The sequence below is a fragment of the Thioclava sp. PTB-PU3-1 genome (assembly GCF_055666785.1).
The window spans coordinates 644,581-659,123 of sequence record NZ_JBVNVL010000002.1 but is presented as its reverse complement, the minus strand read 5'-3'; the positions used below and the strand labels follow the sequence as shown (position 1 = coordinate 659,123).

At 64.7% G+C, this 14,543-nt stretch carries 19 protein-coding genes; 10 read left to right on the top strand and 9 right to left on the bottom strand.

The window, feature by feature from the left end; translation table 11 throughout:
- Nucleotides 1-105: 105 nt before the first annotated feature.
- Nucleotides 106-531: an iron response transcriptional regulator IrrA gene (gene irrA / locus ACZ7GB_RS08660; RefSeq protein WP_078520235.1), complete on the bottom strand. Its 426-nt coding sequence runs from the start codon at nucleotides 529-531 to the stop codon at nucleotides 106-108.
- Between the two features lie 151 nt (nucleotides 532-682).
- Between irrA and fabA the strand changes: the two genes are divergently transcribed.
- The 5 genes from fabA to ACZ7GB_RS08635 all read left to right on the top strand — a co-directional run bounded on the left by fabA (nucleotide 683) and on the right by ACZ7GB_RS08635 (nucleotide 5,017).
- On the top strand, nucleotides 683-1,192 hold the full coding sequence (gene fabA, locus ACZ7GB_RS08655; protein WP_078520236.1) for a bifunctional 3-hydroxydecanoyl-ACP dehydratase/trans-2-decenoyl-ACP isomerase: 510 nt from the start codon (nucleotides 683-685) through the stop codon (nucleotides 1,190-1,192).
- Nucleotides 1,193-1,223: 31 nt separating this feature from the next.
- Nucleotides 1,224-2,453 carry a beta-ketoacyl-ACP synthase I gene (gene fabB, locus ACZ7GB_RS08650; protein WP_078520237.1) on the top strand — a complete coding sequence of 410 codons (1,230 nt, stop codon included), beginning with the start codon at nucleotides 1,224-1,226 and terminating at the stop codon, nucleotides 2,451-2,453.
- 42 nt (nucleotides 2,454-2,495) lie between these two features.
- Nucleotides 2,496-3,284, top strand: coding sequence for an enoyl-ACP reductase FabI (locus ACZ7GB_RS08645; protein WP_075776916.1), 789 nt, complete (start codon nucleotides 2,496-2,498; stop codon nucleotides 3,282-3,284).
- Nucleotides 3,285-3,514: 230 nt separating this feature from the next.
- Nucleotides 3,515-4,294, top strand: a complete 780-nt coding sequence (locus ACZ7GB_RS08640) for a pyrroline-5-carboxylate reductase family protein (RefSeq protein WP_472158313.1) — start codon at nucleotides 3,515-3,517, stop codon at nucleotides 4,292-4,294.
- Nucleotides 4,295-4,345: 51 nt separating this feature from the next.
- Nucleotides 4,346-5,017: a haloacid dehalogenase type II gene (locus ACZ7GB_RS08635; protein ID WP_472158312.1), complete on the top strand. Its 672-nt coding sequence runs from the start codon at nucleotides 4,346-4,348 to the stop codon at nucleotides 5,015-5,017.
- A gap of 7 nt (nucleotides 5,018-5,024) precedes the next feature.
- On the opposite strand, the gene ACZ7GB_RS08630 is transcribed toward ACZ7GB_RS08635, so the two are convergent.
- Nucleotides 5,025-5,615 (bottom strand): hypothetical protein, encoded by a 591-nt coding sequence (locus ACZ7GB_RS08630; protein ID WP_078604528.1) that lies wholly within the window; start codon nucleotides 5,613-5,615, stop codon nucleotides 5,025-5,027.
- Nucleotides 5,616-5,678: 63 nt separating this feature from the next.
- On the opposite strand from ACZ7GB_RS08630, the gene ACZ7GB_RS08625 reads away from it, so the two are divergent.
- A complete protein-coding gene (locus ACZ7GB_RS08625; protein WP_078541831.1) occupies nucleotides 5,679-6,503 on the top strand; it encodes an alpha/beta fold hydrolase in 825 nt (274 codons plus the stop codon).
- Nucleotides 6,500-7,390 (top strand): DMT family transporter, encoded by an 891-nt coding sequence (locus ACZ7GB_RS08620; RefSeq protein WP_472158310.1) that lies wholly within the window; start codon nucleotides 6,500-6,502, stop codon nucleotides 7,388-7,390. The genes ACZ7GB_RS08625 and ACZ7GB_RS08620 overlap by 4 nt, the downstream gene beginning before the upstream one ends.
- Before the next feature lie 66 nt (nucleotides 7,391-7,456).
- Here the strand turns inward: ACZ7GB_RS08620 and efp are convergent, their stop codons facing one another.
- Nucleotides 7,457-8,026 carry an elongation factor P gene (gene efp / locus ACZ7GB_RS08615; protein WP_078520244.1) on the bottom strand — a complete coding sequence of 190 codons (570 nt, stop codon included), beginning with the start codon at nucleotides 8,024-8,026 and terminating at the stop codon, nucleotides 7,457-7,459.
- A 99-nt stretch (nucleotides 8,027-8,125) separates the two neighbouring features.
- Between efp and epmA the strand changes: the two genes are divergently transcribed.
- Nucleotides 8,126-9,166: an EF-P lysine aminoacylase EpmA gene (gene epmA, locus ACZ7GB_RS08610; protein WP_472158308.1), complete on the top strand. Its 1,041-nt coding sequence runs from the start codon at nucleotides 8,126-8,128 to the stop codon at nucleotides 9,164-9,166.
- A 3-nt stretch (nucleotides 9,167-9,169) separates the two neighbouring features.
- Here the strand turns inward: epmA and ACZ7GB_RS08605 are convergent, their stop codons facing one another.
- The 5 genes from ACZ7GB_RS08605 to ACZ7GB_RS08585 form a co-directional block, all read right to left on the bottom strand.
- Nucleotides 9,170-9,559, bottom strand: coding sequence for a DUF2237 family protein (locus ACZ7GB_RS08605; protein ID WP_274963555.1), 390 nt, complete (start codon nucleotides 9,557-9,559; stop codon nucleotides 9,170-9,172).
- A gap of 16 nt (nucleotides 9,560-9,575) precedes the next feature.
- Nucleotides 9,576-10,748 carry a serine hydrolase domain-containing protein gene (locus tag ACZ7GB_RS08600; RefSeq protein WP_472158307.1) on the bottom strand — a complete coding sequence of 391 codons (1,173 nt, stop codon included), beginning with the start codon at nucleotides 10,746-10,748 and terminating at the stop codon, nucleotides 9,576-9,578.
- 103 nt (nucleotides 10,749-10,851) lie between these two features.
- Nucleotides 10,852-11,361 (bottom strand): MarR family winged helix-turn-helix transcriptional regulator, encoded by a 510-nt coding sequence (locus ACZ7GB_RS08595; RefSeq protein WP_078520247.1) that lies wholly within the window; start codon nucleotides 11,359-11,361, stop codon nucleotides 10,852-10,854.
- Between the two features lie 131 nt (nucleotides 11,362-11,492).
- Nucleotides 11,493-11,768 carry an FAD assembly factor SdhE gene (locus ACZ7GB_RS08590; protein WP_078604532.1) on the bottom strand — a complete coding sequence of 92 codons (276 nt, stop codon included), beginning with the start codon at nucleotides 11,766-11,768 and terminating at the stop codon, nucleotides 11,493-11,495.
- Nucleotides 11,768-12,145, bottom strand: coding sequence for a helix-turn-helix domain-containing protein (locus ACZ7GB_RS08585; RefSeq protein ID WP_078601650.1), 378 nt, complete (start codon nucleotides 12,143-12,145; stop codon nucleotides 11,768-11,770). Before ACZ7GB_RS08585 ends, ACZ7GB_RS08590 begins: the two co-directional genes overlap by 1 nt.
- 82 nt (nucleotides 12,146-12,227) lie before the next feature.
- On the opposite strand from ACZ7GB_RS08585, the gene ACZ7GB_RS08580 reads away from it, so the two are divergent.
- On the top strand, nucleotides 12,228-13,430 hold the full coding sequence (locus ACZ7GB_RS08580; protein ID WP_472158306.1) for a pyridoxal phosphate-dependent aminotransferase: 1,203 nt from the start codon (nucleotides 12,228-12,230) through the stop codon (nucleotides 13,428-13,430).
- 27 nt (nucleotides 13,431-13,457) lie between these two features.
- Nucleotides 13,458-13,859 carry a hypothetical protein gene (locus tag ACZ7GB_RS08575; RefSeq protein WP_472158304.1) on the top strand — a complete coding sequence of 134 codons (402 nt, stop codon included), beginning with the start codon at nucleotides 13,458-13,460 and terminating at the stop codon, nucleotides 13,857-13,859.
- 21 nt (nucleotides 13,860-13,880) lie between these two features.
- On the opposite strand, the gene ACZ7GB_RS08570 is transcribed toward ACZ7GB_RS08575, so the two are convergent.
- Entirely contained in the window at nucleotides 13,881-14,444 is a 564-nt protein-coding gene (locus ACZ7GB_RS08570) for a CHAP domain-containing protein (protein WP_078520252.1), read from the bottom strand.
- Between the last annotated feature and the right edge of the window lie 99 nt (nucleotides 14,445-14,543).

The following is a 14,543-nucleotide window of genomic DNA, read 5'->3' as shown; positions in this document are numbered from 1 at the left end:
TGCCTCTCTGGCGCCGGAGGGCGACGAAACAAGGAAAAAAGGGGCTCTGCCCCTCTGGCCTGCGGCCATTCACCCCGGGATATTTTCACCAAGAGGAAGGGGCAATCAGGCCTTGCGGACGCGGATCACAACGTCGACGCGGGTGATCTCGGCGCCCTCAGGAGCCTGCGGGATCGAGGCGAGTTTCAACTCCTCGGCCGGGGCATCCGACAAACGGTTGTCGTCTTCCCAGAAGAAATGCGGATGATCGTCCATGCGCGTGTCGAAATAGCTCCGCGCGCCGTCCACCGTTATCTCATGCATCAGCCCGGCATCGCAAAACGCCTTGAGCGTGTTGTACACGGTGGCGAGCGAGACCTTTTCGCCCGCATCGCAGGCGGCCGCGTAAAGGCTTTCGGCCGTGACATGACGATTTTCCCCATCGCCCACGAGCAATGTGGCCAGCGCCAGTCGCTGACGGGTGGGGCGCAGCCCGCCACGGCTCAGCCAGTCCTGCCCGCGGCGCTGTTCGGTCGAATTCGTCACAGCCATGTCATGTCTCCTTGTTCCCTATATGAGACTTTTCCACTCAGGTTTCAATGCAACCGCGCAGGGGCGCGGCCTGTCACCGTCGCCCTTGCGCCACGCGGCCACGCGGTGATAGAGGGATGCAAAAGCACGCCAAAACCGGGAAGGAGCGCCGATGGCTGGGTTTCCGACGAGCTTCGGGAAAGAAGATCTTCTGAAATGTGCACGCGGGGAGCTGTTTGGCCCCGGCAATGCACAGCTTCCGGCGCCGCCGATGCTGATGATGGATCGCATCACCGACATCTCGGGCGATGGCGGCAAGCACGGCAAGGGCCATGTGGTCGCCGAGTTCGACATCACCCCGGACCTGTGGTTCTTCGAATGCCATTTCCCCGGCAATCCGATCATGCCGGGCTGCCTCGGCCTCGACGGGTTGTGGCAGCTGACCGGCTTCAACCTGGGCTGGCGTGGCTGGCAGGGTCGCGGCTATGCGCTTGGCGTGGGCGAGGTTAAGCTCACCGGCATGGTCCGCCCGGATCGCAAAATGCTGACCTACAAGGTCGATTTCACCAAGGCCATTCAGACCCGTCGCCTGACCATGGGTGTCGCCGACGGGATCGTCGAGGCCGACGGTGACGTGATCTACGAGGTCAAGGACATGAAGGTCGCGCTCTCCGAGAGCTGACCCCCAAAGACAGACAAGACAGGAGGCCCGCATGCGCCGCGTCGTCATCACCGGTTTGGGCATCGTCTCGCCCATCGGCAACAATGCCGAAGAAGTCACCGCCAGCCTGAAGGCCGGCAAATCCGGCATCGTATTCGCCGAGGATTACGCCGAGCGCGGCTTCCGCAGCCAGGTCAAAGGCCAGCCGAAGATCACGCTCGAGGACCATATCGACAAGCGCAACCTGCGCTTCATGGGTCCGGGTGCCGCCTACAACTTCATCGCGATGGAGCAGGCGCTGGCCGATAGCGGTCTCGAAGAGAGCGACATCTCGAACCCGCGCAGCGGCCTGATCATGGGCTCGGGCGGTCCGTCCACCTCGAACTTCTTCGAGGCGCATCGCATCGTCATGGAGAAGGGCTCGCCCAAGCGGATGGGGCCGTTTATGGTCACCCGCTGCATGAGCTCGACGAACTCGGCCTGTCTGGCCACGCCGTTCAAGATCAAGGGCGTGAACTACTCGATCACCTCGGCCTGCTCGACCTCGGCGCATTGCATCGGCAACGGTACCGAGCTGATCCAGATGGGCAAGCAGGACATCGTCTTCGCCGGTGGCGGCGAGGAACTGGACTGGACGCTGAGCTGTCTGTTCGACGCGATGGGCGCGATGTCGTCGAAATATAACGACACGCCCGAGCTGGCCTCGCGCGCCTTCGACGCGACCCGCGACGGGTTCGTCATCGCAGGCGGCGGCGGTGTCGTCGTGCTGGAGGAACTCGAGCACGCCAAGGCGCGCGGCGCGAAGATCTACGCGGAAGTCACCGGCTACGGCGCGACCTCGGACGGCCACGACATGGTGGCCCCCTCGGGCGAAGGCGGCGAGCGGTCGATGAAGCTCGCGGTCGGCACCCTTCCGGAAGGCCGCAAGATTTCCTACATCAACGCGCATGGCACCTCGACGCCCGCAGGCGACGTGACCGAAGTGCAGGCCGTGCGCCGCGTCTTCGGCGAGGAAAACGTGCCGAAGATCTCCTCGACCAAATCGCTCACCGGGCACTCGCTCGGCGCGACCGGCGTGCATGAGGCGATCTATTCGCTGCTGATGATGGAAAACAACTTCATCACGGCCTCGGCCAACATCACCGAGCTCGACCCGGAGATCAAACCCGAAGAGATCGCGATGGAGCGGATCGACAATGTCGAGTTCGACTCGGTCCTTTCGAACAGCTTCGGCTTCGGCGGCACCAACGCGTCGCTCGTGATGAGCAAGTATCGAGACTAACGGCAAGAACAAACGGCGACAGAAACGGCGGCAGGGACGGGAATGGCGGAACTGATGAAGGGTAAGCGCGGCCTCGTGATGGGGGTCGCCAACGAGCGCTCAATCGCTTGGGGGATCGCGAAGGCACTGGCCGAGCAAGGCGCGGAACTGGCGTTCTCCTATCAGGGCGAAGCCTTCGGCAAGCGAGTCGAACCGCTGGCCGAAAGCGTGGGCTCGAAATTCCTGCTGGATGTGGACGTGAATGACGACGCCTCGATGGACGCCGCCTTCGCCAAGCTGAAAGAGGAATGGGGCTCGATCGACTTCGTCGTGCACGCCATCGCCTATTCCGACAAGAGCGAGCTTGCGGGCCGGTTCATCAACACCACCCGCGAGAACTTCAAGAACTCGCTGACGATCTCCTGCTACAGCTTCATCGACGTGGCCAAGCGCGCCTCGGAACTGATGAACGAAGGCGGCTCGATGATCACGCTGACCTATATGGGCTCGCAGCGCGTGACGCCCTATTACAACGTGATGGGCGTGGCGAAAGCGGCGCTGGAATCGGCGGTGCGCTATCTGGCAGCCGATCTGGGCCCCGACGGCATCCGCGTGAACGCGATCTCGCCCGGCCCGATGAAGACGCTGGCCGGTGCCGCCATCGGCGGCGCGCGCAAGACCTTCCGCCACACCGAGCACAATTCGCCCCTGCGCCATAACGCGACGCTGGAAGCGATTGGCGGCACGGCCGTCTATCTGCTCTCGGACTATGGCGCCTGCACCTCCGGCGAGATCATCTCGGTCGATAGCGGCTATCACGTCATGGGCATGCCCGCGGCGGAGAACCTGTAAGCTCAGCCAATCGCAAGCAGGGCGCGCGCCGGCCCATGGGGTGGCGCAGTCCTCGCTCTGTGCGGCAGCGCTTTATCCAAGCCACATACCTCGAACATGGCTGCGTTTCGCGCGGTTGGCCAAGGCGCCAGCCCGCAGGGACGGGCCGCCGCGCGCCCTGCGAACCATTCCCTCCCTTCCCCCATCCCCTGCCCCGCGTTAGGCTTTCCCGAACACGCAGGGAGGCGCGCATGGCACTCGATTTCTCTATCGGCATCATCGGCTCAGGGATGCTCGGCGCAGCGATTGCCGAGGCGCTCTGGCGCGCGGAGCCCAAGTCGCTTCTGATGGCCAACCGCTCCGGCGCGCGGCCTGACATTGAGGGCTTCCCGCCGGAGAACGTCCTGACCGATCCGCAGGCGCTGGCAGAGGCTTGCGACGTGGTGATCCTCTGCGTGCCGCCCGCCGCAGCGAGAGACCTCACTATCGACGCGAAAGACAAGCTGGTGATCTCCGTCATGGCGGGCGTGCCGCTCTCCGAGCTCACCCGCATCAGCGCCAGCCCCCGCGTGATCCGCGCCATGTCGAGCCCGGCGGCTGCGATGGGCCTCGCCTATAGCCCATGGATCGCGAGCGATGCTGTGACCGAGGACGACCGCGCCCGCACTCGCGCCCTGTTTGAGGCCTGCGGGCAGACGGACGTACTGCACGACGAGGCCCAGATCGACCTCTTCACCGCGATGACCGGCCCGGTGCCGGGCTTCGTCGCCGCCTGCGCCGCCGCGATGGCGCGTCATGCCGAGGATCAGGGCGTCCCGCCCGAGATCGCCGATCGCGCCGTGCGCCAGCTATTCCTCTCGGCCGGGCAGATGATGGGCGAGGGCCCGACGCCTCAGACCCATGTGCAGGAGATGATCGACTACGCGGGCACGACGGCCAAGGGCCTCACCACGCTGCGCGACAATGGCTTTGCCGAGCGTCTGGCCGAAGGACTGCGCGCCGCGACGCAAGCCTCGCGCGAGATCTACTGACCCTTGCACCCGGCCCCGCCGACGCTAGGGTGAGGCTCGGGAGGAAATATCATGTCCATTCAGCTTTGCGTCTTCGACGCCTACGGCACGCTTTTCGACGTCGACGCCGCCGCGCGCAATCTGGCCGCCGAGGAGCCGCGTCTGACCGAGATCTGGCCGCGCCTTGCTGCCGATTGGCGGCGCAAGCAGCTCGAATATAGCTGGCTGCGCGAGGTGATGGGCGATTACGTCGATTTCTGGCAGCTGACCCGCGACGGGCTCAACTGGGCGATGGCGGCGCAGGACCTCGACGATCCCGATCTGGCCGAGCGGCTGATGGCGCTTTACCGCGAGTTGCCCGCCTTCCCCGAAGTGCCCGAGATGCTCGACGCGCTGCATCATCGCGGTGTCGGACGTGCGATCCTGTCGAATGGCGCGCCGGACATGCTGGGCGCTGCGGTCCATGCGGCGGGCGTGGGGCATCTGCTCGATGAGGTGCTCTCGATCCACGAGATCGGCCATTACAAGCCGCGCGCCGCCGTCTACGACATGATCGCGCAGAAGATGGGCGTCGAACCTGAGAAGACCTGTTTCGTCTCGTCTAACGGCTGGGATGCGGCGGGCGCGGCCAAGGCGGGCTTCCACGTCCTTTGGGTCAACCGCGCGGGCGCCCCGGTCGAGCGGCTGCCCTATAAACCCGCGGCGATCCTGACGGACCTGCGCGCGGTGCCCGACCACCTCTGAGAAGCGCTCACTCGTCCATCTCGCGCAGCGCGCGCCGCAGCCGCATCGTCTGCGCCTGAAACCCTTCCGCATCCGTGTATTCCACGAAATCGCGGTAGCGCAGATGCGGCCCCTTCACCCGATGCGCGTGCTTGATCGGGCACCAATATTGCTCGGTCCGCGCGGCGATCTCGTAGGCATAGCTCAGAAGTCCGTTGCAATAGCCGCAATAGACGCAGTTCAGCTTCTGCAACGTGTTGAGATAGGCCAGATGCTGACGGTCGACCACGATATGATCGGAGCGCTTTACCTTGGCGATGCGGTAGATCGGAAAACAGATCGCCTGATAGAGGCTTACGAAGAGGTCGAGAAGCACGAAGGGCACGATCAGCGAATAGATCACCGGGGCGGTCAGAATGACCATCGGGCGCGCATAGGACAGGAAGCGCAACAGCCCCACCCGCGCCTGCCGATGCGCATCGCGAACGCCCGCCTCGAACACCACCCGGTTATGGTCGAGCCGGAACGCCATCGCCTCGCGCCTGCGCTCCCATTCCGCTTCGATTTCGTCTTCGAGCGCACTCAGTCTTTCGTGTAATCTTTCCAGCGTGTCAGCCATGGCGATCTCCCTCTAACGCACTATGATCGCTGACAGGTCAGCAATCCAGAGAGGAGCGGCGTAATGGAATTCTTTACCGCGGATGATGGCGCGAAGATCGCCTATCGCGACAGTGGCAGCGGCGTGCCGGTCTTGGCCCTGTCCGGGCTGACGCGAAACACCCGCGACTTCGACTACGTCGCGCCGCATCTCAAGGACGTGCGTCTGATCTGCATGGACTATCGCGGCCGTGGCGAGAGCGACTGGACCGGCGAGAAAACCTATACCGTGCCGCGCGAAGCGGCGGATGCGCTGCAACTGCTCGATCATCTGGGGATCGAGAAGGCCGCGATCCTCGGCACGTCGCGCGGGGGGCTCGTTGGGATGTATCTGGCGCTGACCGCGAAAGAGCGCATGACCGGGCTCGCGCTGAACGATGTCGGGCCTGTTCTTGACGAGAAGGGGCTGAACAAGATCTTCGACTATATCGGGCGCAACCCGGCGGCGAAAAGCTATGCGGAAATGGCCGAAAAGCTGCCCGAGGCGATGATCGGCTTCGACAAGGTGCCGCCCAATCGCTGGGCGATGGAGGTCCGCCACCATTACGTGGAGACCGATGACGGATTGAAGATCAATTACGACCCGGCCCTGCGCGATGCCTTCCTCGGCGCTTTCAAGGGCGGCGTGGAGCCAGCCTGGCCGCTCTTCGAGGCCACCGAGGGGCTGCCCATCGTCCTGACCCACGGCGCGAATTCCGATCTGCTGAGCGACGCCACGGTGGACGAGATGCAGCGCCGCCGCCCGGACATGATCTATGCCCGCGTCGCCGACCGCGCCCACATCCCCTTCCTCGACGAACCTGAGTCGCTTGCGGCCCTCGAAGCGTGGGTCGAACGGATCAAGGGGTGAGCGAAGCCCGTGTCACCTTCATCGCCAGCGCGATCACGCTGATCACGGGCGCGCTCTGGGGGCTATACTGGCTCCCGGTGCGCGCGTTGGACGGGCATGGTCTGGCGGGCGCCTGGGGCACCGTCGCGATCACCCTGGTCGCCTGCGTGGCGATGGCGCCCGTCGCTTGGGCTAAACGCGATGAACTCGCCGCCGCCACGCCAGCCGCGCTGATCTCGGTCGCGCTCGGCGGGGCGGCCTTCGCGCTCTATTCGATCGGCTTTCTCTATGGCCGCGTCGCGCTGGTGATCCTGCTGTGGTTCCTCACCCCGGTCTGGTCAGTGCTGATCGGACGGTTCGTGCTAGGCTGGCCGGTCTCGCGCCTGCGACTGGCCGCGATCGTGATCGGCCTCTTAGGGCTCGGCCTGATGCTGGGCGCAAGCGGCGGCCTGCCGCTACCCAGCAGCTTGGGCGAATGGATGACGCTTGTAGGCGGCGTGATCTGGTCGGTCGCGACCACGGGGATGCGCACCAGATCGACGCTCTCGTCCGGCCCCGCCACCTTCGTCTTCGCGGCAGGCGCGGCCCTTACCGCGCTCTGCCTCGCACCCTTCCTTGCGCCCCTTCCCTCGAGCGGCGTCGATTGGGCCGCGTCGGTTGGACTGATCGGTGCCGCCGGTGTGTTCTGGTGGGGCGCAGCGACGGCCGGGCTCATGTGGGCGACCGTACGGCTCGAACCGGCGCGGATCGGAATCCTGCTGATGGGCGAGGTGCTGGTGGGCGCGGTCTCCGCCGCGCTGATCGCGGGCGAACGGCTCGCCGCGCTGGAAATCGCAGGCGGCGCGCTGGTGCTGGGCGCTGGCCTGCTGGAGGTCTGGCCTGCGCGCGCCACGCAACGCCCCGCCTGACCTGCCCAATCCGCAAACAAAAAAGGCGCCCCGAAGGGCGCCTTTTTCATAAAATCGCGGCGAGGATCAGTCCTTCGCGCGCTCCACATAGGTGGTGTCTTCGGTGTTGATCACGATGCGGGTGCCCACGCCGATATGCGGCGGCACCATCACGCGGATCCCGCCGGTGCAGATCGAGGGCTTGTAGCTCGACGACGCGGTCTGACCCTTCACGACCGGCTCGGTCTCTTCGACTTCGACGGTGACTTTCTGCGGCAGGTCGATCGCGATCGCGTTCTCCTGGAAGGTCTTGAGATGGACGCGGATGCCGTCGCGCAGGAACACCTTCGCGTCGCCGATCACGTCATCCTGCACCGCGAGCTGCTCATACGTCTCGGGGTCCATGAAGTGATAGCCTTCGCCATCCTCGTAGAGGAAATCGTACTCGCGCTCTTCGACATGGGCGCGCTCGACCTGCTCGGTCGTGCGCCAACGCTCGGACACCTTCGTGCCGTCCGAGATGCGGCGCATATCGACCTGCGTGACAGGCGTGCCCTTGCCGGGATGGATGTTCTGCGCGGTGATCACGACGTAGAGCTTGTCGTCGATTTCAAGCACGTTGCCCTTGCGGACAGAGGAAGCGATGACTTTCGCCATGAAAGGACCCCTTTGAATTCGGATAAAACAGGCTCTGGCGCCCGGATTGCAGAGCGCCTAAACCATTTGCGCCCCGATTTCCAGCCTGAAAGGCCTTCCATGCCCCCGTTCTGGACGCCCGAGCGCCACGCCGACCGCCGCCCCGCCCTTCTCGCGCGCAACCGCATTCAGGCCGCGATCCGCGGCTGGCTGGCGGCGGAGGATTTCGTCGAGGTCGATCCCTGCGCGCTGCAGGTCTCGCCCGGCAACGAGGCGCATCTGCACGCCTTCGCTACCGACATGATCGGCAATGACGGCGCGGCGCGGCGGATGTATCTGCACACCTCGCCCGAATTCGCGATGAAGAAGCTGTTGGCCGCGGGCGAGCCACGCATCGCCGCCTTCGCCCATGTCTGGCGCAACCGCGAGGCGGGCAAGCGCCATTCGCCCGAATTCACCATGCTGGAATGGTATCGCGCGGGCAAAGACTACACGGCGCTGATGGCCGATTGCGCGGCGATGCTGCGGCTGGCAGCCGAAGCCGCGGGATCGTCGGTGCTGCGCTATGGCACCGCCGAATGCGATCCCTTCGCCGAACCCGAACGACTGTCGGTCGCGGACGCCTTCCAGCGCCATGCCGGGATCGATCTGCTCGCCACCTGCGACGGGGCGAAGACCGACGCGGAAGCCCTGCGCGCGCAATGCGAGGCGATCGGCTTTGCGGTGGCCGACGCGGATAGCTGGTCGGACATCGTCTCGAAACTGCTGGTCGCGAAGGTCGAGCCGCATCTGGGCCATGGCCGCGCGACGATTCTGGATCGCTACCCGCTGGCCGAGGCGGCGCTGGCCCGCCCTGCTCCGGATGACGGAAGCGTCGCCGAACGGTTCGAGCTTTACGCCTGCGGGGTCGAACTCGCGAACGGCTTCGGCGAGCTCACCGATCCGGCCGAACAACGCCGCCGTTTCGAGGGCGATATGGATCTGAAGGAACAGCTCTACGGAGAGCGCTACCCGCTCGACGAAGATTTCCTCGCAGCGCTCGAGATCATGCCCGAGGCGTCCGGGATTGCGCTTGGCTTCGACCGGCTGGTGATGCTCGCCACCGGCGCGCCGAAAATCGAGGATGTGCTCTGGGTGCCGGTGGGCGGCGCGACGGGCTGAGGCTCAGCCCTTCCCGCCCTTCTTCTCGGCGGCATGATCGGCCAGCACCTTGAACGGCACCACCCGCAGCGCATCGCGATGGGTCGAAGCCAGCATCACCTCGGGCGCGCAGCCCTCCTGCACCGCCTGCAAAAAGCGCGAGGCGCACAGGCACCATTGGTCGCCCGGTTTCAGCCCCGGGAAATCATATTCCGGGCGCGGCGTGCTCAGATCGTTGCCGAGATATTTCGAGAAGGCGAGAAACTCCGCCGTCATCACAGCGCAGACCGTATGCGAGCCGCTATCCTCCCAGCAGGTGTTGCAGCTGCCATCGCGGAAGAACCCGGTCCGGGGCTTGAGCGAACAGGGCTGCAAGGTTCCGCCCAGCACGTTGATCGCCTCATACATCTGCATCGCGCGGCCCTCCCTTTCAGGAAACCTCTGCGATGCGGCGCAGCATGGCAAGGTTTTCCTCCTCGACGCCCTCCTCCTTGAAACGCCAGTCGGCAGCGTTGATCGCGATGACCGTGTCGGTCGCGGGGCTGACATAGATGTGCTGGCCATAGATGCCGCGCGCGAAATAATCGCCGCCGTGATCCGCCGTATCGACGGGCACCCACCATTGGTAGCCGTATCCCTCGCCCTTCGGCGCCTGCAGCGCGGTCGATTTCGCAACCCAGTCCTCGGGCACGATCTGGCGCCCGTTCCAGAAGCCCTTTTGCAGGAACATCTGGCCGAAGCGCGCATAGTCCCGCGTCCGCAGGTTCAGCCCGCCAAGGACGAAGCTGACGCCCAGCCCGTCGGTCAGCATCACCGGCGCGGCCTCCAGACCCATCGGCGCGATCAGCAATTCGTGCATCACCTCCGCCGGATCGGCCCCGGTCGCGCCCACGATCACCATGCCCAGAACATGCGTGTCGATCGAGACATAGAGCATCCGCGCGCCCGGCTCCGCCTCGCGGATCTTGAGCGAGGCGGCGAAGGCGTCCATCGACCGCCCCATCGCGAGAACCCGGCCCATCTTGTTGATATCCGAATGAAAATCCAGATAGTCCTCGTTGAAGGCCACACCCGAGGACATCACCAGCGCATCGCGGATCGTCACGCCCTCATAGCCCGAGCCCTTCAGCTGCGGCGCAAAGCGGGTGAGCGGCGCGTCGAGATCGGGGATCACGCCCTGATGGTGCAGGATGCCCAGCGTGGCCGAGAGAAAGCTCTTCGCCATCGACCAGGAGATGCGCAGATCCTCGGGCGCGGTGCCGCGAAAATAGCGTTCATGGGTGATCTGGCCGTGGCGCAGCTTCACCAGCGCGGTGACCCAGCGCCGCTCGATCCAATCCTCGACGCCGTCGGGCAGCGCCTCCTCGGCACCGCGGGCCAAGTCCGACACCGGCCCGTCGCCGCGCGCAATCTCGCGCGAATGAAACAGCGCGGGCATGTTGGAGAAATTGCCGACGATCCGGTCGGGCTCGAACAGGCGGTTCACCGCGCGCAGCCGGGCGATCTCGTCGCGCTTCCACCATGCGAGCCCCGCGATCGGCAGCGCCGCTGCCATTCCGACCCGGATCGCGCCCCGCATCGCCTTTTGTCCAAGCTGTTTCATCGCGCGTCCCCTCGCCGCATATCGTCACGGCAAGGAAGCACGCCCCACGCCGATGCGGCAAGGAGAACCGGGCGTCATCGCGCAAACGCGACCTGCGCAAGGGTCAGTAGATATAGCGGATCTGGTCGGTCCAATAGCGCTCCATCCGACGCAGCGTGTGGTTCATCTCCTCCATCGCGTCGAAGGTGATGACGCCGCGCGTCTCCATACCGCAGGCGTGGCGCTCGAACAGGGTCGCCACATTCTCGCGCAGCTCGCGCCCCTTCGCGGTCAGGCGCACCCGCACCGAGCGGCGGTCGATCTCGCAGCGCTGGTGGTGCATGTAGCCTGCCTCCACCAGCTTCTTGAGATTGTAGGAGACGTTCGAGCCCTGATAATAGCCGCGGGTCTTCAGCTCCCCCGCGGTCACCTCGTTCTCGCCCACGTTGAACAGCAAAAGCGCCTGCACCGGGTTGATCTCGAGGATGCCCAGCCGCTCGAACTCGTCCTTGATGACGTCGAGCAGCAAGCGATGCAACCGCTCCAGCAGCGAAAGGCTGTCCAAGTATCCCGCCATCAGCCCCGGCGTCGCCGGGACGGGCGTCATGTCGCTTGCAGATTTCTGCACGGTCATAGCATTCTCCGCCAGTTTCGCTGCCCCTGACGCAAGACAGTGGCGGGAAATGGCAAAGATACCGTTAAGCGGCCCGAATTCTCCGAAAATTCGCGCAAAACCCTATGAAATCTAGGGATTCCGCGCCGTTTTCAGGTTTTCGTAATGTGCCGTTCGCGGGCGAACTGGCCGATTACGGAGAGCAATTCGAGGTATTTCGGCGGGCAAGGCTGTGCGCCAGACACCCACGGATACAGGTCCTGATCGTTCTCTTCGAGAAGCTGGTCATAGAGATCGAGAGTGGCGGCATCGAGATCGGGCAGGCACGCATCGGCGTAAGGCCCGAGGATCAGGTCCATTTCCTTGATCCCGCGCCGCCAGCTGCGCATCTTCATCCGTTTCAGCCGCGCCTCTCGCGTCTCTGTCATCAACTCTCTCCTGCCACCAAGCGCTTCTCCAGCCGTGCCAGCCGGACATCGAGGTCTTCGAGCCCGGACCGCACTTCCCGGATTTCGCGCACGAGGGCGCGTTCCGCCTGTGCCTCTTCTCCCTGTTCGGGCGGGCCGTCAAGCCCCTCGCCCGATCCGGTCAGCAGCCACATCAGCGTCACGTTGAGCATCCCCGACAGCATCTGCAGCCGGTTCGCGCGCGGCTCCAGCACGTCTTCTTCCCAGGCCTGCAGCGTCTCGAGCCGGACGCCCAACTGCGTCGCCAGATCCTCCTGGCTCAACCCTGCCGCTTCGCGCGCGCCCGCAAGCCGGTCGCCGAACGTTGCGCTCGCCTCGCCATACCAATCGTCGACCATGTCTCTCTCCCGCTTTCGCTTGAACGCTTCTGGTGCCGAGCCTAGAAGTTTGCCGAACGAGTTACAAATCAAGGGCGACGCGATGGCATTCCTTTCCGACACGCTTGCACGGGTGAAACCTTCGCCGACGGTCGCGATGACCGGGAAGGTGGCCGAATTGCGCGCCGAAGGCCGCGATGTGATCGGCCTTTCGGCGGGCGAGCCCGATTTCGACACGCCCGAGTCGATCAAGGACGCCGCGAAAGCCGCGATCGACGCAGGCAAGACCAAATACACCGCCGTGGACGGCATCGCCGAGCTGAAACAGGCGATCTGCGCCAAGTTCGCCCGCGAGAATGGACTGTCCTACACGCCCGAGCAGGTCTCCGTCTCCTCGGGCGGCAAGCAGGTGCTGTTCAACGCGCTGATGGCGACGCTCAATCCCGGCGACGAGGTAGTGATCCCGACCCCCTACTGGGTCAGCTACCCGGATATGGTGCTGATCGGCGGCGGCACGCCTGTCTTCGTTCAGGGCGATCCCGCGATGGGCTACAAGATCAGCCCCGAGGCGCTGGAAGCCGCGATTACGCCGAACACCAAATGGTTCCTGTTCAACTCGCCCTCGAACCCCTCGGGGGCTGCCTATTCGCGCGAAGAACTGACCGCGCTGACCGACGTGCTGATGCGCCACCCGCATGTTTGGGTGATGACCGATGACATGTATGAACATCTCACCTTCGACGGGTTCGAATTCACCACGCCCGCGCAGGTCGAGCCCGCGCTCTATGATCGCACGCTGACGGTCAACGGCGTCTCGAAAGCCTATGCGATGACCGGCTGGCGGATCGGCTATGCGGCCGGCCCGAAAGAGCTGATCGCGGCGATGCGCAAGGTGCAATCGCAATCCACCTCAAACCCCTGCTCGATCTCGCAATGGGCCGCCGTCGAGGCGCTGAACGGCCCGCAGGATTTCATCGACACCTTCCGCACCGCCTTCAAGCGGCGGCGCGATCTGGTGGTGGCCGGGCTCAACGCCTGCCCCGGCATCTCCTGCCCGACGCCCGAGGGCGCGTTCTACGTCTACCCCTTGATCAGGGACTGCATCGGCAAGACCTCCGCTGGCGGGCGCAAGATCGAGAGCGACGAGGATTTCGCCAATGCGCTCTTGGAGGAAAACAACGTCGCGGTGGTCTTCGGCGCGGCCTTCGGGCTTTCACCGAATTTCCGCATCAGCTACGCTACATCGGACGCGGCCCTGACCGAGGCCTGCGCCCGGATCAAGGCCTTCTGCGAAGGGCTTTCATAAGGCGGAACGGCCGAGGGAGACTGGCGAATGACTGACTTGCCCGAGTATTACTTCCGGGTGAAGGAAAACGGCGCGACGGTGTTTCGCGTCGATACCGAGAACCGTCAGCGCCGGATCGAAATGGACCCGATCGCCAACATCAACATCCGCAATGGCGAGATCAAACCGCAGGGCGACCGGGTTCTGACCGAGGAAGACCGCGCCGAGATCGAGACGTGGATGGCGCATCGCCGCGAGGTGCTCGCCCAGCGCGATGTCGACGACATTCTGCGCGCGGTCGATCACCTCAATCTCGTCACGCAATGGGCGCAGTCGAAGGCGACCGATGCCCAGCTCGAAGAGATCACGGATACGCTGTTGCTGACGATGCACGACCTGCGCAGCGTTCTGGTGCGCAAGAAGGCAGAGCGACTGACCAGCGAGGGCTGAGCGCCCCCGCCCTCTCCGGCCTCAGCCTTTCGAGATGAACCCGGTGATCGGATAGACGCGGCCCAGCGCGCCGGGATTGCTCATGACGCGCACGCGGCTCCAGTCATTCTTCTCGGAGACATCCACCACGACCATGTCGAGCGACACCTTGTTGCGCTCCCAATTCGCGTGATCGACGCGGATCTGACGCGGCGAGTCGACGCCCGAGACCACCGCGATATGACCCAGCGGATTACGACCGGTCGCCGAGAACGCCATCACCGCACCGACCTTCGGCTGATGACCGCGTGCATAGAGCCCCTTGGCCTGCGACCACCACGTCTTGGCATTGCCGCGAATGTCGATGCCCGAGGCATTGCGCGCAAACGGCACGCACCAGACGCGCTGCCGCTTGGCACGCATCTGCTTGGCCACTTCGACCGCGTAGGCGCGGCGTTCGAGATTGACCGCACCCGCCTGATCCCGCGCGCTGGCAAAGCCCATCCGGTCGCCGGTGGTCGGGGTACAGGCCGAGACGGTCAGAGCCGCGATCAGAACAAGCGAAAGAGGGGCCGCGCGGCCCGCAAGGTCAGAGATAGAGAGCATGGGCGATCACTGTCGATGTCGAATTGTTGCGTCTTCGTTACCTCCTCCATAGCCTCGAATACCCTCTTCGCCGAAGGAGAATTTCGCCGCGCATCAGCG